At 46.9% G+C, this 18,619-nt stretch carries 18 protein-coding genes; 7 read left to right on the plus strand and 11 right to left on the minus strand.

Annotated features, from left to right (window positions below; genetic code table 11):
• Positions 1–50: 50 nt before the first annotated feature.
• The 6 genes from LQ567_RS06040 to LQ567_RS06065 all read right to left on the minus strand — a co-directional run bounded on the left by LQ567_RS06040 (position 51) and on the right by LQ567_RS06065 (position 5,766).
• On the minus strand, positions 51–2,438 hold the full coding sequence (locus tag LQ567_RS06040) for a TonB-dependent receptor (protein WP_231003218.1): 2,388 nt from the start codon (positions 2,436–2,438) through the stop codon (positions 51–53).
• 82 nt (positions 2,439–2,520) lie between these two features.
• On the minus strand, positions 2,521–2,859 hold the full coding sequence (locus LQ567_RS06045) for a hypothetical protein (protein WP_231003219.1): 339 nt from the start codon (positions 2,857–2,859) through the stop codon (positions 2,521–2,523).
• A gap of 63 nt (positions 2,860–2,922) precedes the next feature.
• Positions 2,923–3,534, minus strand: a complete 612-nt coding sequence (locus LQ567_RS06050) for a fumarylacetoacetate hydrolase family protein (RefSeq protein WP_231003220.1) — start codon at positions 3,532–3,534, stop codon at positions 2,923–2,925.
• 26 nt (positions 3,535–3,560) lie between these two features.
• Positions 3,561–4,136, minus strand: a complete 576-nt coding sequence (pth, locus tag LQ567_RS06055) for an aminoacyl-tRNA hydrolase (protein ID WP_231003221.1) — start codon at positions 4,134–4,136, stop codon at positions 3,561–3,563.
• A gap of 78 nt (positions 4,137–4,214) precedes the next feature.
• Positions 4,215–4,790, minus strand: a complete 576-nt coding sequence (locus tag LQ567_RS06060) for a 50S ribosomal protein L25 (protein WP_231003222.1) — start codon at positions 4,788–4,790, stop codon at positions 4,215–4,217.
• Between the two features lie 22 nt (positions 4,791–4,812).
• Positions 4,813–5,766: a ribose-phosphate diphosphokinase gene (locus LQ567_RS06065; protein ID WP_231003223.1), complete on the minus strand. Its 954-nt coding sequence runs from the start codon at positions 5,764–5,766 to the stop codon at positions 4,813–4,815.
• A gap of 130 nt (positions 5,767–5,896) precedes the next feature.
• On the opposite strand from LQ567_RS06065, the gene radC reads away from it, so the two are divergent.
• Both radC and LQ567_RS06075 read left to right on the plus strand, forming a co-directional pair.
• Positions 5,897–6,589: a RadC family protein gene (radC, locus tag LQ567_RS06070; RefSeq protein WP_231003224.1), complete on the plus strand. Its 693-nt coding sequence runs from the start codon at positions 5,897–5,899 to the stop codon at positions 6,587–6,589.
• A 121-nt stretch (positions 6,590–6,710) separates the two neighbouring features.
• Positions 6,711–8,351, plus strand: coding sequence for an FMN-binding glutamate synthase family protein (locus LQ567_RS06075; protein WP_231003225.1), 1,641 nt, complete (start codon positions 6,711–6,713; stop codon positions 8,349–8,351).
• A gap of 67 nt (positions 8,352–8,418) precedes the next feature.
• Here LQ567_RS06075 and LQ567_RS06080 read toward each other — a convergent pair whose 3' ends face one another.
• Positions 8,419–10,146, minus strand: a complete 1,728-nt coding sequence (locus LQ567_RS06080) for a phospho-sugar mutase (RefSeq protein WP_231003226.1) — start codon at positions 10,144–10,146, stop codon at positions 8,419–8,421.
• A 153-nt stretch (positions 10,147–10,299) separates the two neighbouring features.
• On the opposite strand from LQ567_RS06080, the gene LQ567_RS06085 reads away from it, so the two are divergent.
• The 3 genes from LQ567_RS06085 to LQ567_RS06095 are packed head-to-tail and all read left to right on the plus strand — an operon-like array spanning position 10,300 to position 13,877.
• Complete coding sequence (locus LQ567_RS06085) at positions 10,300–11,541, plus strand: hypothetical protein (RefSeq protein WP_231003227.1); 1,242 nt, start codon at positions 10,300–10,302, stop codon at positions 11,539–11,541.
• A 57-nt stretch (positions 11,542–11,598) separates the two neighbouring features.
• A complete protein-coding gene (locus LQ567_RS06090; protein WP_231003228.1) occupies positions 11,599–12,636 on the plus strand; it encodes a glycosyltransferase family 2 protein in 1,038 nt (345 codons plus the stop codon).
• Positions 12,633–13,877, plus strand: a complete 1,245-nt coding sequence (locus LQ567_RS06095; RefSeq protein WP_231003229.1) for a glycosyltransferase — start codon at positions 12,633–12,635, stop codon at positions 13,875–13,877. Before LQ567_RS06090 ends, LQ567_RS06095 begins: the two co-directional genes overlap by 4 nt.
• Positions 13,878–13,884: 7 nt before the next feature.
• Here the strand turns inward: LQ567_RS06095 and LQ567_RS06100 are convergent, their stop codons facing one another.
• Together LQ567_RS06100 and LQ567_RS06105 are read right to left on the minus strand one after the other, a co-directional pair.
• Entirely contained in the window at positions 13,885–14,907 is a 1,023-nt protein-coding gene (locus LQ567_RS06100) for an EamA family transporter (protein ID WP_231003230.1), read from the minus strand.
• 4 nt (positions 14,908–14,911) lie between these two features.
• Positions 14,912–15,382 carry an Lrp/AsnC family transcriptional regulator gene (locus tag LQ567_RS06105; RefSeq protein WP_231003231.1) on the minus strand — a complete coding sequence of 157 codons (471 nt, stop codon included), beginning with the start codon at positions 15,380–15,382 and terminating at the stop codon, positions 14,912–14,914.
• 205 nt (positions 15,383–15,587) lie between these two features.
• Between LQ567_RS06105 and LQ567_RS06110 the strand changes: the two genes are divergently transcribed.
• Positions 15,588–16,415 (plus strand): glutaminyl-peptide cyclotransferase, encoded by an 828-nt coding sequence (locus LQ567_RS06110; protein ID WP_231003232.1) that lies wholly within the window; start codon positions 15,588–15,590, stop codon positions 16,413–16,415.
• A gap of 147 nt (positions 16,416–16,562) precedes the next feature.
• On the opposite strand, the gene LQ567_RS06115 is transcribed toward LQ567_RS06110, so the two are convergent.
• Positions 16,563–17,462: a class I SAM-dependent methyltransferase gene (locus LQ567_RS06115; protein WP_231003233.1), complete on the minus strand. Its 900-nt coding sequence runs from the start codon at positions 17,460–17,462 to the stop codon at positions 16,563–16,565.
• A 9-nt stretch (positions 17,463–17,471) separates the two neighbouring features.
• Positions 17,472–17,822: a HesB/IscA family protein gene (locus LQ567_RS06120; RefSeq protein ID WP_231003234.1), complete on the minus strand. Its 351-nt coding sequence runs from the start codon at positions 17,820–17,822 to the stop codon at positions 17,472–17,474.
• Between the two features lie 342 nt (positions 17,823–18,164).
• Here LQ567_RS06120 and LQ567_RS06125 point away from each other — a divergent pair, with 342 nt between their 5' ends.
• Entirely contained in the window at positions 18,165–18,617 is a 453-nt protein-coding gene (locus LQ567_RS06125) for a cytochrome c maturation protein CcmE domain-containing protein (protein ID WP_231003235.1), read from the plus strand.
• The last annotated feature ends 2 nt before the right edge of the window (positions 18,618–18,619 follow it).

Raw genomic sequence — 18,619 nt, forward strand, 5'->3', positions numbered from 1 at the left:
TATTTATTGCAGGTTATATATTTCCTGCAACAAATATACTTACAGATCTGCTATTTAATTTTCCAGGTAAACGGGAGGATTAGTCTTGCGGTAAAATTCCTGCCCATGTTAAATACGCCCGTACGTCCGGTTACCGGGTTTTCAGGCGCATATTTCAACCGGCTCAGGTGCTGCTGATACGCCACATCCCCAATATTATTCACCGCCAGCACAACAGTGGCTCTTTTTTGTCCGCCCCAGTACAGGTCGCTTCCAAGCCCTGCGTTAAAGAGCGTATATCCCGGTGTAGCTGTTTCCGTGTTATAACCGGAAAAGAAATGCTCCTGGGCCGCAACATTATCCATTTCTACCTTGGCATAAAAATTACGGAAGGCCTTTAGCTGTGTGGGAAACTCAGCGCGCAGTTCCGTCAGCAACCGCAACGGTGCAATCAGCGGAAGATTGTCTGAGCCATCCACTGCTTTGGTAAACGAGCCCTTCGTCCAGCTAAAAGCGTTTTCAAAATGCAGCCAGTCCAGCGGGTGCGGGTGTATATCCAGCGTAGCTTCCAACCCAAACAAACGGGCATCCTGTTGCGTAAATTGGTAGGCCGTCACATCACTCATCATCGAATCCGTTCCCGAACCGGTAAGCAGTTTCTGATAATAAATGTAATTATTGATCAGGTTGAAATAGGGCGAAATATTCAACGAAACGTGTTGCGTGTTTACATCCAGTCCCAGGTCAAAAGCATAGGCATCTTCGCTTTTCAGGTTCCGGTCGCCGATCTCATACCGGAAGGTACCTTCATGTACGCCGTTTGCAGCCAGCTCGGCCATATTAGGTGCCCGGAATCCCTTTCCCACATTTGCCTTTAATGTTACCTGTTCGCTCAGGTCCTGCGCCAGTCCGATACTACCGGAAAAGCTGGATAGCTTTTTGGAAAACGGCTGAAACTTTTCTTCCCCGTCTTCCAGCGTCAGCTTGCTGTTTACCGTGCGGTGGTCAAACCGTAGCCCCCCGCTTAAGGTGGTTTTGTTGATGGTTTTAGTGGTATACCCATACGCACCAATATCAAACAGCTGATAATCCGGGATCAGGGCCTCCTCCGCCCGGTTCTGATTCTGCTGGCGCATGCCGTTGAAACCCAATGATGTTTTCCAGCCATTCATAACCGGCCAGTGATAGGCGGCCGAATAGTTGATGGTTTTTAAATCAAAATAGGCTTCCGGAACATTGGGATTGTCAACATCCCCAAACTCCTGCCGCTGATTCCGCTGGAAACCAACCAGGGCTGTAATACGGCTTCCGTTATCAAAAGTAAAATTGTTATCCAGTGCAACTTTAAAGTGCTGGATCCGCTGACTGGGAATCAGCGGGCGCCGGCCTTCCAGTTGTTGATCCCCCGCCGCATATCCGTCTAACACAAGACGGCCGTCTTCATCGCGTTCACCTTCTACCAGCCCTACATGCTGATCAAAATTTGAAAAAACGAGGTGGGTATATCCCCATTGCCTGTTAAGCCCCAGGTATCCGCCCACATTCTTTTCATTAAAGCGGCTGTTGAGCACACTTCCATCATATTTATTGGTATAATCCCCGGCAGTTTTTACACTTCCGTACGCATTCCAGTTAAACCCGTTGATGTTTCCCGCCACATTGGCGTAGCCGCCCTGCATGCGATTGTTGTTGTTGAGGCTTCCGGAAAGATTGGCCTTTATGGTATTTTCCGGAACCGGGATATTGGTTTGTATGTTCAGCACGCCCCCGGTGGCATCACTTCCATACATCAGCGAAGCCGGCCCGCGCAGGATCTCGATCTTCTGCGCGCTGTATTCATCTATTTCAATCCCATGCTCATCGCCCCACTGCTGTCCTTCCTGGCGTACCCCATCATTTAAGGTAACCACCCGGTTGTAGCCAAGCCCCCGGATGGAAGGCTTTGCAATGGCCGGTCCGGTGGTAATGATGGCTACTCCGGGTACTTTTGCCACCGCATCCAGCAATCCTGTTCCTGAAGATTGCTGCAATTCTTTTTGCGACAGTACGGAAATATGTGTGGGCGTATGCTTGAGCTGCGTGGAAGCCGATACTCCGGTAACCACCACGGCGTCATTTTCAACTACCGACACTTTTAATCTGAAATCCTGCACCGTGGCGCCATTGATAACAACCGTACCCACAAATGAGCGGTATCCTATAAAGGATACGGAAACCGTGTACCGCCCGTTGGGCATGGATCGTATAAAATAGGCACCATCATTATCGGCGGTGACATCCGTTTTTAAATCGGGAAATGAAATGGTTGCCTCGGGTAATGGCTGCCCGGTAGCATCGTCTGTTACCACTCCTTTAAGCGATCCCGCCGGTGCCGGATCCTCTTTAACAAGCGGGGCCGCATTTCCGATAATAAAAATGAACCATTGCAGGACAACCAGTCCTAATATTTTCTTTTGCATCACTATATTTAATAAAATAGAAAAATGTGGTTTTTTAGAAAAACCGTTTCACCAGGTGTGTTTTTTCCCGGAAAGCTTTTTATTAAATAATAGCGGGGGGACCTCTTAATGTAGTTTGTGCAGAAAAACGGTAGCAAATACCGGCAGTGGGTTCAACAGGATATCCATTTTCCGGAACGGGCGCGATTGCCAGAACAGGTACGGTGGCTTCCAGAAAAGGAGTTGTACCTTCTATATTTATAAATCCGCAGCTGTATTCAAAGGTCCGGATAGTTTGCTCCTGATTACCCGTGCGGCTAAACTGCTGATCCTGATGATGCGAGAAGGCATCGTGAAGATAAATTTTAGGGGTAATGCTGATGGTGAATATCACCAGCAACATCCAACCCAGAAAACGCTGTATTTTATCCCGTTTCTTCAATTTTTTTGAATCTTCGTTGCAAAAATAGCGTTCTATTCTTTCATCCCAAAAAAAATAACGTTTTTATTCAATGGTGATCTGGAATACACTTTCGTCTTCCAGTATTCCTTCCAGTACATCGCCGGTTACGATTTCCCCCACGCCTTCCGGTGTTCCGGTGAAAATGATATCGCCGATATTCAGGGTAAAGTATTTGGAAACGTGCGATAAAATAGATTCAAAATGGTGAATCATTTTTGAAGAATTGCCGTGTTGCACCAGCTCTTCATTTTTGTAAAGCCCGAAGTTGATATTCTTAGTGTTTTCGAAATCATTCACCGGCTTCCATTTGCCGATTACGGCGGAATTATCCCAGGCCTTTGCTTTTTCCCAGGGCAGTCCTTTTTTCTTCAGTTCGTTCTGCAGGTCACGCGCTGTAAAATCAATTCCCAGTGTAATGGCATCGTAATATTGATTCGCATATCTCCTGTTGATATACCGGCCGTTTTTGGACACCCGGATCACGAGTTCGCATTCATAATGTAATTCATTCGTGAACTCGGGATAATAAAAAGGAAGATGCGGCCTTAAAAGGGCACTCTTCGGTTTTAAAAATATTACCGGTTCCTCCGGAATCTCATTTCCCAGTTCCCTGGCATGCGCCGCATAATTTCGCCCGATACAAATAATTTTCATAATACAGTAGGATTTATATCTGTCTTTTACAACGTAAATTCTTTGCTATTTATTTCATTCATAGCAGCTTCGATGCCCTGAAATATGAATATTTCCATGGCTGCTACCGCTTTTTCGATCTTCAATTTTACCAGCGGCTCCTCTTCCTTTTTCCATTTACCTAATACAAACTCGGCCTGCATGCCTTTTGGAAAAGTATCGCCAATGCCAAATCTTAATTTTGGGTAAGCAGTTGTATTTAACAATGCCTGAATACTCCTCAATCCGTTATGCCCCCCGTCGCTTCCCGCGGGCTTTATCCGCATTTTTGATAAAGGTAGCGCCAAATCATCCAGAACCGTTAAAGAACGCTCCAATGGAATCTTTTCTTTCTCCAGCCAAAACTTAAGCGCCTTACCACTTAAATTCATGTAGGTGGTCGGACAGATGCAAATACCGGTACGGCCTTTTATCTTTACCTCTGCAACATACGCCAGCCGGTCGTTTCTAAATTCCCCGCCATGTTTGTGAACAAATGCAGCGATGATATCAAAACCAATATTATGCCGGGTATGCGCATATTCATTTCCGATGTTTCCTAAACCTGCTAATAAATATTTCATCCCGTTTATCAAAAATATTAAAAATAAAAAAACCTACATCAATTTGATGCAGGCTTTTTTATGCTTTGTTAAAAAAAGTTATTTTTTAGCTGCAGCTTCTTCCTGTTTCAGCTGTCTTGTCATTACGATAGATGCGATCGGAATACGTGGAGAGTTCAGGATTTCGATATTTTCTGCTTTTACATCTTCCACACGGATATTACCGTTGATTTCCAGATGATCAACAGGCACTTCGATCACTTCCTTCAGGTCTTTAGGAAGGGCTTTTACTTTCAGCGCTTTGATCTTGGATACAAAACGTCCGCCATCTTTAACCCCTTTTGCACTTCCGGTGAATTTCAGCGGAATCGTTGCAACCACTTTTTTGTCGTCGATCAATTCTAACAGATCTACGTGGATCAGTTCGTCGGAAACTTTATCAAACTGCAGGTCCTTTAAAATACATCTGTAAGTAGCACCATCCAGTTTCACTTCTGCCAGCTGAAAGTTGGGTGTATACACCAGTCCTTTAAATGCTGCCGCCGGCGCACTGAAATTGATCTCCTTGGCACCCCCGTAAATTACAGCAGGCACAGCAGCCTGAGAGCGGATCTGGCGGGTGGCTCTTTTGCCAAATTCGGTCCTCAGTTGTCCTTCGATTGTAATTGTTTTCATTTTATGATATTGTTTTAATTTACTATGGATTGGACGTTCTCAGATTCGAGTGTACAAACAAACTTGTGATACTCTTATTTTCAAACGCGTGCTTAATTGCAACTGCAAATAAGTTGGCTACAGAAATCACCCGGATCTTCGGGGTTATTTTCTGAAGCGGAATGGTATTGCATACTACCAGTTCATCCAACACGCTGTTTTCAATATTTTCGTATGCTTTACCGCTCAAAATCGGGTGCGTGATCATGGCTCTTACACTCTTCGCTCCTTTTTCCATCAGCAGGCCCGCACTTTTGGCCAGGGTACCTCCTGTATCACAAATGTCATCAATGATCACCACATTCCGGCCTTCTACATCCCCGATCACCCGCATGCTGGCAATTTCATTGGCCCGTTTCCGGTGCTTATCGCAAATCACCATTTCTGCATTGAAATAGGATGCAATTTCCCGGATCCGGTTCGTTGCGCCTACGTCAGGGGCTGCAAAGGTAAGGTTTTCCAGCTGTAATTGCTCTACATAAGGGATAAAAACTGCATGGCTGTCCAAATGGTCCATTGGAATGTCGAAATAGCCCTGGATCTGGGGGGCGTGCAGGTCCATCGTAACGATCCGGTCTGCACCGGCGGCCGTTAACATATTGGCAACCAGTTTGGCACCAATTGCCACCCGCGGCCGGTCCTTCCGGTCCTGGCGGGCATACCCATAATAGGGCATTACCACGATCACTTTATAGGCGGATGCGCGTTTCGCAGCATCGATCATTAAAAGCAATTCCATCAGGTTATCCGAAGGTGCATAAGTACTCTGTACCAGAAATACATAATCACCGCGAACACTTTCAAGAAAATTCACGTAAATCTCGCCATCACTAAAGCGCTGTGTATGGATCTGACCCAACTGGCAGCCATATCTTTGGCAGATTTCTTCTGCTAACTGGCGCGATGCCGTACCGGCAAAAATTTTGGCTGAATGCATATTTGAAAACGGAGACTCCATTTGTTATATAAATGAGCGGCGAAGATATTAATAACCGCGGCAAAATTCCAAGCAAAATCGGTCATTAAAAAAAATTTTTTGAACAATAAACATTCTGTACCTTGTATAGATGAAAAACACCAACGCCATCCGGAACTGGGCGGAAGACGACCGTCCGCGTGAAAAGCTTATGACCCGCGGTGCCAGTACGCTTAGTAACTCAGAGTTGCTGGCAATCCTTATCAACAACGGTACCCGCGAACGATCGGCGCTGGATCTTGCCAAAGAGATCCTGAAACTCAGCGACGATAACCTGAATGAGCTGGGTAAACAAAGCATTGCAACACTCATGAAAATAAAGGGAATCGGTGAGGCCAAGGCCATCATGCTTAACGCAGCGCTGGAACTGGGCCGCAGGAGGCAAACCGGCGCATTGCCCCAACGACCGATGATGAATACCAGCAAACAGATCGGGGAATACCTGAGAAGCCGGCTGAAAGACCTGATGCACGAAGTTTTTGCTGTTATTTTCCTTAACCGGAACAACGCCGTAATTCATTTTGAGGTGGTTAGCGAAGGCGGCATCACCGGCACGGTAGCCGATCCCCGCATCATCCTAAGAAAAGCACTGGAGAAAAATGCAGTAGGCATCATCCTTGCCCATAACCATCCCTCCGGCAACCTCTCCCCCAGCAAGGCCGATGAATACCTAACCACTAAGATCCGCGAAGCCGCAAAATTCCTCGACATCCGGGTAATGGATCATATTATTGTAAGCGACGAAGGTTATTACAGCTTTGCCGATGAGGGAATGTTTGGTTAAAAGCAACCGTTTTCATGCAGGAATGTGAGCTGGCCGGCGCATATATGTTGATACCGCATACCGGAAACTAATAATTGTTCGTTTCTTATTACTTTCGCTGGTAATTCATAACCTTTTTTTTATGAGGCGAACATTCCTGGTCATTTCCATTCTTGCGCTGGTCATTACCTTTCTGCTTTCCTGGTATATCAGCAAGAACTGGTATGTTATTTTTGGTGCACTGCTGATCTTTTCCTGTATGGGGTATTATGATATGCTGCAAACCCGGCATACGATCCGTAGGATCTATCCCATCTTTGGCCGCCTTCGTTATGTAATGGAAGAGCTGCGGCCAAAGATCTACCAGTACTTTATCGAATCGGATATTGACGGACGGCCCATCAACCGCATCGACCGGTCTACCGTATACCAGCGCGCCAAACTGGATAACGATACGATGCCCTTCGGTACGCAACTGGATGTTTACGCGCCCGGCTACGAATGGATCTGTCATTCCATTGCTCCTAAAAATTTCCGCACACTCGATCACAATCCGCGGGTGCTGTTTGGCAACAAGGACTGTAAACAACCCTATAGCGGGAGCATTTTGAATATTTCAGCAATGAGTTACGGTTCGCTTAGTTCCAACGCAGTAGAGGCCATGAACGGTGGTGCCAAAATCGGCAATTTTGCCCATAACACCGGCGAAGGAGGCCTGAGCGATTTCCATCTTAAACAGGGCGGCGATATTATCTGGCAGATCGGAACCGGTTATTTTGGATGCCGGGACGAACAGGGAAATTTCTCACCGGAGCTGTTTGCCGAAAAAGCCCAGATTGCAAACGTCAAAATGATCGAGATCAAGATCTCTCAGGGTGCTAAACCAGGGCATGGGGGTATTTTGCCCGCGGCTAAAAACACGCCCGAAATTGCCCGCATCCGGCATATACAACCGGGTACCACGGTGGAATCGCCCCCTTATCATACAGCGTTTGGTTCTCCCCGGGAATTGATCGGTTTCATAAAGCAACTACGGGAACTTTCCGGAGGTAAACCGGTGGGGTTTAAATTATGTATTGGCCATAAGAGCGAATTCATCGCCATTTGTAAAGCCATGATCAGCCAGGATACATATCCCGATTTTATTACGGTTGATGGCGGAGAAGGTGGTACCGGAGCAGCACCGCAGGAATTTTCCAACTATGTAGGCGCCCCGCTGCTGGATGGGTTGGCGTTTGTAGATGACATCCTGCGGGGATTGAATATCCGTCAGCATATAAAGATCATTGCCTCCGGTAAAATCATGACGGGTTTTCATATTGCACGGGTCGCTGCACTGGGTGCCGATGCCTGTAACTGCGCCCGGGCGATGATGCTGGCCGTAGGCTGCATCCAGGCGTTGCAATGCAATACCAACCGTTGCCCCACGGGAGTAGCCACACAGGATCCTAAGCTAACAAAAGGTTTGGTCGTGGACGATAAAAAGTTGCGGGTGGCCAATTATCATAAGTATACGGTAAAAACATTTGTGGAGCTGATGGGTGCTGCCGGCTTAAGCAAGATGCAGGACATAACCCGGTCGCATGTTTACCGCCGGATCAGTCTTACCTCCATGTTTACTTTTGAAGAGATCTACCCGTCTATTCCTCCGGGCGCCCTCATCAAGGGTGCCATTCCGGAAAAGCATCAGCATGATTTTGCGTATGCAGACGAAGACCATTGGGGTTGGCCCAGTATCGGCAGCTGGAGCGAAGAAGGCACAAAGGATAAAGCGGCCGGCTAGGTCCTTTTAAAATATAAAATGCGGCAGCATCCATGGATACCGCCGCATTTTATATTTTGTTATGGTATTAATTCAGTTTCAGATCTGCAATGATGCCTTCAATTTTGGCATCCAGCTGTTGATCTACCGCATCAAACTCATCTGCACGTTCCAGCTTTTCTTTTACACTGAAATAGAATTTGATCTTCGGTTCGGTACCACTGGGACGGGCCGATACCAGGCTGCCGTCTTCCAGCGCAAACTGCAATACATTCGATTTGGGAAGATGAATTTCGGCAACGTCGCCTGTATGCGGATCGGTTGACTGACTGCTCTGGTAATCCAGCACCCGCACTACCTTAATGCCATTGATGGCCTTGGGGAGATGGTTCCGGTAGTCCTGCATCATAGCTGCAATCTGCTGCTGACCATCCATACCTTTTTTGGTAATGGAAATGAGCTTTTCTTTATAAAATCCAAACTTTACGTATAACTCAATGAGTTTATCAAATAAGGTCTTCCCATTATTCTTTTCGTAGGCGGCCATTTCACAGAGCAGGGCCACGGCGCTTACGGCATCTTTATCCCGTACTTTATCGCCAATCATCAGGCCAAAACTTTCTTCCCCGCCGGTGATATAACACTCCTTCCCTTCTTTTTCCCGGATCATTTCAGCAATCCATTTAAAACCGGTCAGTACCCGGTAGCAATGCACTCCATAACCCGCCGCCAGATCGTCTACCATACCGGTGGTTACAATGGTAGTAATGATCATATCATTGGATTGTGCGATCCCTTTTTCCTTCCGTGCTTCCAGCAGGTAGTTAAATGCCAGCACTGCCGTTTGATTCCCGTTCATCAGCACCCATTCCCCGTGGTTATCCTTAATACCGATGCCCACACGGTCCGCATCCGGATCGGTCCCCAGCAGGATATCCGCGTCCAGTTCCCTGGCCTTTGCAAGCCCGATGCTCATGGTTTCCTTTTCTTCAGGATTGGGATAGGCTACGGTAGGAAAATTTCCATCCGGCGTTTTTTGCTCTTCTACGATATGTACATTTTTAAAACCGAATCGGTCCAGCACCTGGGGCACCAGCGTGATCCCCGTACCGTGTATGGGTGTATATACGATTTTAAGATCACGTTGCTTTTCGATCACTTCCGGAAATACACTCAGTCCTTTCACCATTTCGATGTATTGTTCATCGATGTCTTTTCCGATCAACGTGATATTGGCATCTCCCCCGCTCCATTTCACATCATCCACGGAAGCGATTTTTTCCACTTCCCGGATCACATTTTTATCGTGCGGCGGCACCAGTTGCCCGCCATCGTTCCAGTAGGCCTTGTACCCGTTGTATTCTTTAGGATTATGCGAGGCCGTGCACACCACGCCGCCCTGGCATTTTAACGTGCGGATCGCAAATGAAAGTTCGGGCGTTGGCCGAAGTGCTTCAAACAGAAATACTTTGATGCCGTTCGCTGCAAAAACGTGGGCCGTTGTTTCCGCAAAGAAGCGGCTGTTATTCCGGCTGTCGTGCGCTATGGCTACCCGCACTTCTTCGCCCGGATAAGATTGCAGGAGATAATTGGCATACCCCTGCGTGGCCATTCCTATGGTATATTTATTCATCCGGTTGGTACCTACTCCCATAATGCCCCGGAGCCCACCGGTTCCGAATTCCAGGTTCTGATAAAATGCATCCGCCAGCTCCTTGGGGTCCTCCTGCTGAAGCTTTTGAATGCTGTTTTTTGTATCCTGATCATAATTGCCCTGCAACCATTGATCCACTTTCCGCTGAATTGCGCTGTCCATATTTCGAATCATTTTATTGAACTGAAGATAACCACTATTTTGATTTAAAATTTGAAATCTGTTTTTTTCCGGGAAAATATTCGCCGGCATCCCTGAGAATCGAATTTGGTCGTATATTCGTTTATACTTAACCACTGGGGTAATTAATTGCTTATGCCAAAATGCTTTTTTTGGTTATTGATTTCAGGAATATCAATAACACTGGCCTGTAACAAGGAAGACGAGGTTTTATATGCCGAGGATGTTCCCCTGGCAATGGTGAATCATCACTATACTGAACTGCCAGACTATACAACGGATATCGGAGAAATCAATATTTCGGCCATGGCCAATGGAAACTATAACGGGATGGCCGTTCCTTCCTTTATCAGGAGTATTTCAAAACCCAATGACGGGTACTGCCACCCGGATGTGCAGTACTTCCCCGAAGGATATAAGGGGTACAAATACTGGATGGTCTTTACCCCCTATTTTGGATCTGTGGGTACGGCGCAGCACTCAAAACGATTTGAGAATCCTACTGTTGTGGTTTCCAATGACGGTATGAACTGGACAGAACCGGCAGGCATAAAAAATCCGTTGGCCCTTACACCCTCCATCCAGGAAAGTTTCCTGGAAAATAAAAAGGAACACAAACAAGGTTTCTGGTCGGATGTGGACTGGCTCTTTACCGACAATACGTTTTACCTCTACTACAGGGGCAGTTTCATTACCGCCCAGGCGCTGAAAAAAAGAGGTGCTAAAAGCCAAAACAACAATGAAAAATTAAAGCAAAGTGCACAAAGGACAATTGTACGTCAAACTTCCACAGACGGCGTACATTGGACACCATTGGAAGTGGTGTACTCCAGCAACCCACCCTATACCCCTAAGAATGATCATTTACTCTCGCCTTCATTTATAAAAGCAGGGAATACATTTTGCAGCTACGAGGTTGAGCTGAACCGGGGCGGGAAAGTTTTTTCGGGAGCAGAACCCTCCTATGTAATTCAACGGACCTCAACCGACGGGTTGAATTTTAGCCTTTTTAAAAAAAGCAAGATCGTAAATTTTATAAACACCCCCTGGAAAGATATCAATCCCAGGTATGCACCCTGGCACTTACAGGCCACGTACATTGACGGCTTTTATTTTCTTTGCCTGGCCACCGGCGATGTAGGGAAATATACGGCCGACGCGTTGTTCCTTGCATATTCCAAGGACGGGGTTAATTTTGCCGTGTTGCCGCGTGCCATGGTTACACAAAACGTTTACCGGTCTGCCGTGTTCCCCATGATGAGCGATGATAAAACCATTGATTTCGGTGCTGTTATTGGTTACAAAACAGGCCAGTTCAAATACCGGGAATTTTCGCTCAAAAAATCAGAACTGAACAGTACATTGAATATAAAGTAACCCCTATTTTTGCCAGAGCAGTTCTTGCAGACCAAAACCCAAAAGATGCATTTCTGAATGACAACCCTTCCTGAAAAGATAACGGTATCGGTAATTATGCCGGTGTATAATGTAGCCGCTTTTTTAGGAGAAGCGATCCAGAGCGTCCTTGATCAAAGCTTTAAAGACCTCGAGCTGATTTTGGTAAATGACGGCAGTACAGACGGTTCGGCCTCCGTTTGCCAGGCTTATTTGCAACAGGATCCGCGGGTACAATTCATCAACCAGGAAAACTGCGGTGTTTCCATAGCCCGTAATAACGGGTTACTTCGTGCTACCGGGGCCTATGTTTTCTTTATGGATTCGGATGACACGCTGGACCGGGAATTCGTTAAAACTTCACTTGAAACCGCAGAGAGAGGAAATAATGACATCACCGTTATCGGAGCACCGTACTGCAAGCGGGGCCCGCATTTCACTTCATTGCCTACCTGTGCGCAGATGATCCGCATGGATTTTTTAAAGCAGTACCCGGAGATCCGGTTCCCGGCCCGCCTTCAACCCTGTGAAGATGGTTTATTCTCCCATCAGTTACTCGCATTTACAACAAAGGTGGGATCAAATCCCCAGGGCATTTATCACTACCGGCATCATGCCCATCAAAACACCAAACAGATCAATGATAATTGCTGGACGGTGATCCGGCAGATCCCTTCGTGGCTGCAGATTTTGGAGGCATTTTATACCCGTCACCAGCTACTTCCCTCGCACACCCTGCACCTGGCCCGCTTTATCCAGCATGAGCCCTTCGAATTACGTTACCTGGGAATGCCGTTTACCCCGGAACAAAAAAATTATCTTCACGACCTGATCATCACATTCATGAGCCGGGTGGTGCTGCCCACGCTCACAAAATCGGAAAAGAAGCAGCTCAGCAAACCTTTCCGCTATTTTCTTAGTATACAAAACCCGGCCCGTTTCGAAGCATTCTATCGCAGCTATTGCATCCGGAAAAAAAGGCGCCGGGCGTTTTACCTGTTTCTGATACGATTCATTCCGTTCACGCAGTTAAGAAGAAAAACAAGAAAAGCAGTTGCCGAAAAATACAGGCCATGAAACTCTTGCTGATACAACATCAAGGATTTATTAACGGTCAGGGAGGAACAGAAAAGATCTGTGCCTTCTTAGCGGATCATTTTGCAGGTACAGGCCATGCAGTGGAAATTGCCACCTGTGAAAATGTTACCGGAACCGCGGTTTACGTACGCCATCCCAACGTAAAAGTCACCAATATCTATTCCCCGGAAATCATCCAGAAGCATCCCCGCCGGCTATGGAACTATCCCGGGAAGCATCCGTTACGCTGGATCGCCGGAAAGATCCGGAAAAAAAGAGACAAACTGTTCAACCACTTCCTTTATAAAAACACAAACGGAAAAGACGGACTTTATCTATTCAACCTCCGGCACCGGGCCAGGGCCTGGAAGCAGTTTATAGACGCAACTGCACCTGATCTGATCATCACGATGTCGTTAAGTTCGGTGCTGGAAATCACGTATGAAAACACCTACACGATCCCCATCGTCAATTCCACCAACGGCCGTCCGGACTACGACTATTCAAACCAGCTTTGGTACCGGAGCGCCCTGGAGATGCATTGTCTCAAAGCTGCATACGGGCACCTGGCCGCCATGCAAATATTGTTCGATAGCTATCAGTCCGTTATTCCGGATACGTTCACCGGAAAATGTGTTACGATACCCAATCCTGTTCCCCAGGTTACCGCCGCAAACCGCGCCAACCTTTTGATGAAAAAAGCGCGGTACAAAATCGTAAGTATCGCCTCACTCGTCATGAGTTGTAAACAGCAGGATTTATCGATAGCGGTTTTTTCGGGAATCGCACAAAAATATCCCCAATGGGATCTTTATTTTTGGGGAACAGGGCCCGACGAAAGCGTATTGCGTGATCTTGTGGAAAGGGAGGGATTGCAAAACCGGATTTTCCTGGAGGGGTTTACCGACAACCCGATGGAAACATTAAAACAGGCAGATATCTTTATTTTCCCCAGTAAATTTGAAGGATTCCCACTGGCGTTAACGGAAGCCATGGCCGCAGGCTTACCCAGTATCGGCCTTCGCAGCTGTTCGGGCGTTAACGAACTGATCCGGCATGGTGAGAATGGCTTTTTGGCAACCGACTCCGCAGCGCTGCAACAACAACTGGAAGTACTGATCAGCCAGCCGGAAACCCGGCAACAAATGGGTACCAATGCCCATTTATCTATGGCGCGTTATGCTCCCGAACACATTATAGAAAAGTGGGCTGCCCTGGTCAGGGACATGCAACCGCGTTGATGCGCTGTTACCGGCTGCGCTCCTGTTCATCCGGGCCGGCGTCATTGCACAGTACACCTTCTTTTTCTGAGGCCTGTACCGGTGTTCTTTTTTCTCCCAACGCTTCCCTGGCGGCCTTCTTTTCCCGCTCTTTTTTTGCAAGATTGGTAAAAAACACACTCCCTAAAATAATAACCAGGCCTGCAAGTTGCAGGGTTGTAAGATGGTCTCCATTAATCAGCACACCCAATAACACCGCCACCAGCGGGTTTACATAGGCATAACTGCTTACCTGGGCCGCGCTCCGTACACTCAGCAGAAATACATAGGCACTGTAGCCAATAATTGATCCGAAGAAAATCAGGTATAACAACGCGCCCCATCCCTCAGCCGGAACAGAAGACCAGTTTACCTTGGCAATACTTCCGTTAGCAAAACCGATGATAAAAAACACGATACCGGCGGAAAAAATCTGCCAGGCAGAATTTACCGAAGGAGACACCTCCTTTACTTTGTATTTTGAATACAGGGAGCCCAGCACCCATCCGATGTTTCCGATAAAAATCGCCAGCAGCGGTACCAGCCCCTGCTTGCTGTTATCCCCCGTTATCTTCTCATAAAACAATGCAATAACGCCCAGCAATCCGATGGATACCCCCAGGAGCGTATACCGGTTGGTAAAATTATCCGCCCAGTTGGGTTTATCAAATACCAGGAACCAGATCGGAGCTGAGGCCAGAAAAATAGCCACAAAAGAACTGTGAAGATATTGCTCTGCCCAGATCACGGCCCCATTACCTACAAACAGCATCAATATTCCGCTGATAACGGAATGCAGGATAGCCGAACGGTTCCAGACCTTCTCTCCCTTTAAACCCACCCATGCCAGCATCAATATACCAGCGGTAACAAAGCGAAGTCCACCGAGCAACATGGGCGGAATAAACTTTACCGCGCGCTCAATAAAGAAATAAGTGGATCCCCAAATAATATATACTGCTGCAAATGCCAGCACCACCAGCAAAACAGAGGGTGCTTTTTTCTGAGTCATAAAATCAGTCGATTGAAATGTGAGAAGATTCTTTTACCGTTTCCAGCACAATGGTGGTTCGCATGGAGATGATATTGGATATTTTACTGAAGCGCGAGCGCTTAAGCTCCATCAGCTCCGTTGGACCGGAAACCCGGGCCTTTATCAGATAACAGTCGTCCCCCGCAATATGATGAACTTCCATTACCTGGGGAATCGCCGCTAACAAGCGGGCCGACTTATCATCTGCGAAACTATCCTTTGTTTTAATAAAAATAAACACCAGCAGGTCCTTATCAATCCACAGCGGATCTACAATAGCGCTGTATCCCTTTATCATTCCTTTTTCTTCCAGTTTCCGTACCCGCTCCAGTGTAGCCGAAGGCGCCATTTTTAATTGGCCGGCCAGCGCCACATTCGTGATCCGGGCATCCTCCTGCAGAAGCCGCAGAATGGCCAGGTCCGTTTCATCCAGGTTAATTTCTTTTACACGCATGCATCAAATTTAATAATATTCTGAATAAAATCAAAAAACAGAATATTATTCTTAAAATACCGAATTAAATAGCGAATAATTCATTACAGGCAATTGCCCATTTTAAAGCCAGCGTTCCTGTTAAACCTTGGAACAGCGTCGTCCATTCTTTATAAGTTTCTTTATTTTTGCATCCGCCTCCGGAGGGGGCCATAAATCAGTCATTATGATAAAAAGATCTCTTTTTTTAGCACCGGTTATTTTTACAACGCTACTCCTGTCCTGTAACGGGGATAACAAAACACCTGCGCCCGCGCCGGAAGTGCCGGCGGTAAGCAATGTAAAAAGCATTGGAATTGCCGTTGTAAACACCTATCCGCATGATACCGGTTCATTTACTCAGGGACTGGTGATTCATAAAGGACAACTCTATGAAGGAACGGGCGGATCGGATTATGCGCCCGAAGGAAGGGCATCCGAATTGCTGAGGGTAAACCTGCAAACCGGAAAAGCGGAAAAGACCGTCCGTCTGGATACCAAATACTTTGGAGAAGGAATCACCATCCTCAACGATACGGTTTACCAGCTTACCTGGAGAGAGAAAGTTGTATTTGTTTATACCCTTCCGAATATGAAAAAGGTAAAAGAATTCCCGATCAATACCGAAGGCTGGGGTATTACGACCGATGGAAAAGAACTGATCGTAAGCGACGGCACCAGCAACCTTTATTTCTATGATCCCTCCAGCTTTAAACTGTTAAGAACACAATCCGTAACACTGGATGGCAATTTCCTGGATTCGATCAATGAGCTGGAGTTTATCGACGGATATGTATATGCCAACCGGTGGACCTATCCTTTCATCTTTAAAATTGATCCGGCCAGCGGCATTGTTGCGGGCAAGATTGATGTAACGGCTATATGGGACCGCGTAAAACAGATCGACTCCGCTGCGGATGTTCCAAATGGTATTGCATACGATCCTGGCAGTAAAAAGATCTATATCACCGGAAAAAAATGGCCGGAGCTGTACGAGGTGCAGTTTGGGAATTAGGCCTGCACGTTGGGTGCAGGGAAACAAAGTGCAACAAGCCCAACGGCCTGCCATGCGGTATGCGTTTTCTTAATACTTATATCCGGGCGGTAAGGGAAATAACGAAATAGCGCTCTGTGCTACTTTGAGCTTTCGTGTTTTTACGGCCTATCCCTCTTTCCGGATTACGTAGATCACCGAGCTGCATTCCTTTGTATTGCGTGTAGCATTGACATTAGAAGACAATCCGTGCAAGCCTGCTCCAACATACTGGGTTTTGCCATATTTGTATTTGCTGCTCAGCAGGCTTACATAAAAACTGTCGAACCACATCGGCAACATTTTTTTGATATGAAGCCCGTGCCGTTCTGTAAGCACGCCCATTGCCTTTGGCGAAAAATGATACAGGTGCCGGGGTACGTCATAGGCCGCCCAGTACTGCTCGTAAATATCGGCGTCGCGGCTTGTATAATTCGGAACGGCAATCAGCAGCACACCATCCGGTTTCAATATCCTTTTCAATTGCGCCATATATGCGTGCAACTCGTGCACATGCTCCAGCACATGCCAGAGCGTAATGGCATCAAATTGTGCTTCCTCCAGCTGGTATAATTCATGAGATGGAGCAATATCGAGGTTATAAAGTTGTTGGGCCATATCGCGGGCGCCGGCATCCGGCTCCAGACCTGCAACCTCCCAGCCCCTGTTTTTCATGGTATGCAAAAAAGTACCGGTTCCGCAGCCAAGGTCCAGCAAACGGCCGTTACGCTTTTGCGCATACCGCTCCACAAGCGCCGCTTTCTGCCGCATCGTACGGCTGCGCACCATTTGGTACATCCGGCTTACCAATCCCTTATGCGTATTGGAATGGGAGATATAATCCTCCGATTTGTAGTATGGTCCTATGGACGCCTGATCCGGAACATCCTGGGTAAACCGGAGTGCGCAGGAACTGCATTCTTCAACGGGAAATACTTCTCCGCTTACGGTGTAATCCTTTACTAAAAAAACCGGGCGGATCTGCGTGCCACTGCAAACAGGGCAGGCTTCATAATGTATGGGGGGCATGTGATGGGTTTAAACAGCAAAACTGGTTCCGCAACCGCAGGTGCTGGAAGCATTCGGGTTCGAAAAGGTAAATCCACGGTTGTTCAGGCCTTCGGACCAATCAACCTCCATACCCGCCAGATATATTTCATGCGCCTTATTAATGATGCAGGGAATTCCTTCTACTTCAAATTCCCGGTCGTTTGCTTCTTTTTGATCAAAACCAAGCATATAGCTAAGGCCGGAGCACCCGCCGCCTTTTACTCCCAGCCGCAGGTGTTGGCTGGCGTCAAAATCAGGAGCATCCATCAGCCTTTTTATTTCTTTTACAGCACCTTCCGTAAGGATCACCGGTGCCGCTTCTATTACACTATTTTCCATATTACAAAATTAGTATTTTATAACCATTTTGCTGCCGGTGTACCGGGGGCAGCCTCAGAAGCGTTGAAATACAGCGGCTTTGCGGTTTGCTTGAACCACCGGAACGCACAAAGCTTTGTAAAGCACACGAAGATATTCGGACCCACCCCCCTGCCTTACGGATATCGCGGTTATATTTGAACTGCAAAAAGGTCTGGAGGCTTCTTGGCACACGCATTTCATGGCGCTGGAAGCTATAATTCGATATTTTTTAACGTTGCTGCAACAATTCCCCAATTGTAATGTTACTGTAAAAAAAGAGGGGTATTTGATGTACCTTTGCCAAAATTTTAAATCCCGGTAATGAAAAAAATTCATATCATCTTACTGATACTGGTGGCGGGGGCCATTGCAGTTCTGGCAAGCTTTTTAAAGACCACCACCACCTACGACACTGTGGCAACGGCCAAAGCCAAACCGGGCAAATTTGTTCACCTGATGGCCAAATGGGATAAAACGGAGCCGCTGGAATATGATGCGATTAAAAACCCGAATTTTCTGGCGTTTACCGCTATCGATAGCCTGGGACAAAAAATAAACGTGGTATACCACAATCCCAAACCGGAGAATTTTGAACTGAGTGAGCGCCTGGTTATGAAGGGGAAGTATAGCGGCAACGTGTTTGAATGCCAGAGTATACAAACCAAATGCCCCAGTAAGTACAAAGACCAGGACCCCTCCAAACACGTTCCACAGGGAGACACAAAAACTACATATAATAATGCCCCTTCTTCTGCAATAGCGGATAAACAATAGAA

The organism is Niabella pedocola, assembly GCF_021044425.1.
GTDB classification, from domain to species: domain Bacteria; phylum Bacteroidota; class Bacteroidia; order Chitinophagales; family Chitinophagaceae; genus Niabella; species Niabella pedocola.

What these genes read in the sequence shown, in the direction of transcription:
- pth (WP_231003221.1), bottom strand. Translation starts at nt 4,136, where the DNA reads ATGAAATATTTATTAGCAGGTTTAGGAAACATCGGAAATGAATATGCG.
- LQ567_RS06080 (WP_231003226.1), bottom strand. Translation starts at nt 10,146, where the DNA reads ATGGACAGCGCAATTCAGCGGAAAGTGGATCAATGGTTGCAGGGCAAT.
- LQ567_RS06085 (WP_231003227.1), top strand. Translation starts at nt 10,300, where the DNA reads ATGCCAAAATGCTTTTTTTGGTTATTGATTTCAGGAATATCAATAACA.
- LQ567_RS06075 (WP_231003225.1), top strand. Translation starts at nt 6,711, where the DNA reads ATGAGGCGAACATTCCTGGTCATTTCCATTCTTGCGCTGGTCATTACC.
- LQ567_RS06040 (WP_231003218.1), bottom strand. Translation starts at nt 2,438, where the DNA reads ATGCAAAAGAAAATATTAGGACTGGTTGTCCTGCAATGGTTCATTTTT.
- LQ567_RS06065 (WP_231003223.1), bottom strand. Translation starts at nt 5,766, where the DNA reads ATGCATTCAGCCAAAATTTTTGCCGGTACGGCATCGCGCCAGTTAGCA.
- LQ567_RS06110 (WP_231003232.1), top strand. Translation starts at nt 15,588, where the DNA reads ATGATAAAAAGATCTCTTTTTTTAGCACCGGTTATTTTTACAACGCTA.
- LQ567_RS06095 (WP_231003229.1), top strand. Translation starts at nt 12,633, where the DNA reads ATGAAACTCTTGCTGATACAACATCAAGGATTTATTAACGGTCAGGGA.
- radC (WP_231003224.1), top strand. Translation starts at nt 5,897, where the DNA reads ATGAAAAACACCAACGCCATCCGGAACTGGGCGGAAGACGACCGTCCG.
- LQ567_RS06050 (WP_231003220.1), bottom strand. Translation starts at nt 3,534, where the DNA reads ATGAAAATTATTTGTATCGGGCGAAATTATGCGGCGCATGCCAGGGAA.
- LQ567_RS06120 (WP_231003234.1), bottom strand. Translation starts at nt 17,822, where the DNA reads ATGGAAAATAGTGTAATAGAAGCGGCACCGGTGATCCTTACGGAAGGT.
- LQ567_RS06115 (WP_231003233.1), bottom strand. Translation starts at nt 17,462, where the DNA reads ATGCCCCCCATACATTATGAAGCCTGCCCTGTTTGCAGTGGCACGCAG.
- LQ567_RS06125 (WP_231003235.1), top strand. Translation starts at nt 18,165, where the DNA reads ATGAAAAAAATTCATATCATCTTACTGATACTGGTGGCGGGGGCCATT.
- LQ567_RS06105 (WP_231003231.1), bottom strand. Translation starts at nt 15,382, where the DNA reads ATGCGTGTAAAAGAAATTAACCTGGATGAAACGGACCTGGCCATTCTG.
- LQ567_RS06090 (WP_231003228.1), top strand. Translation starts at nt 11,599, where the DNA reads ATGACAACCCTTCCTGAAAAGATAACGGTATCGGTAATTATGCCGGTG.
- LQ567_RS06100 (WP_231003230.1), bottom strand. Translation starts at nt 14,907, where the DNA reads ATGACTCAGAAAAAAGCACCCTCTGTTTTGCTGGTGGTGCTGGCATTT.
- LQ567_RS06060 (WP_231003222.1), bottom strand. Translation starts at nt 4,790, where the DNA reads ATGAAAACAATTACAATCGAAGGACAACTGAGGACCGAATTTGGCAAA.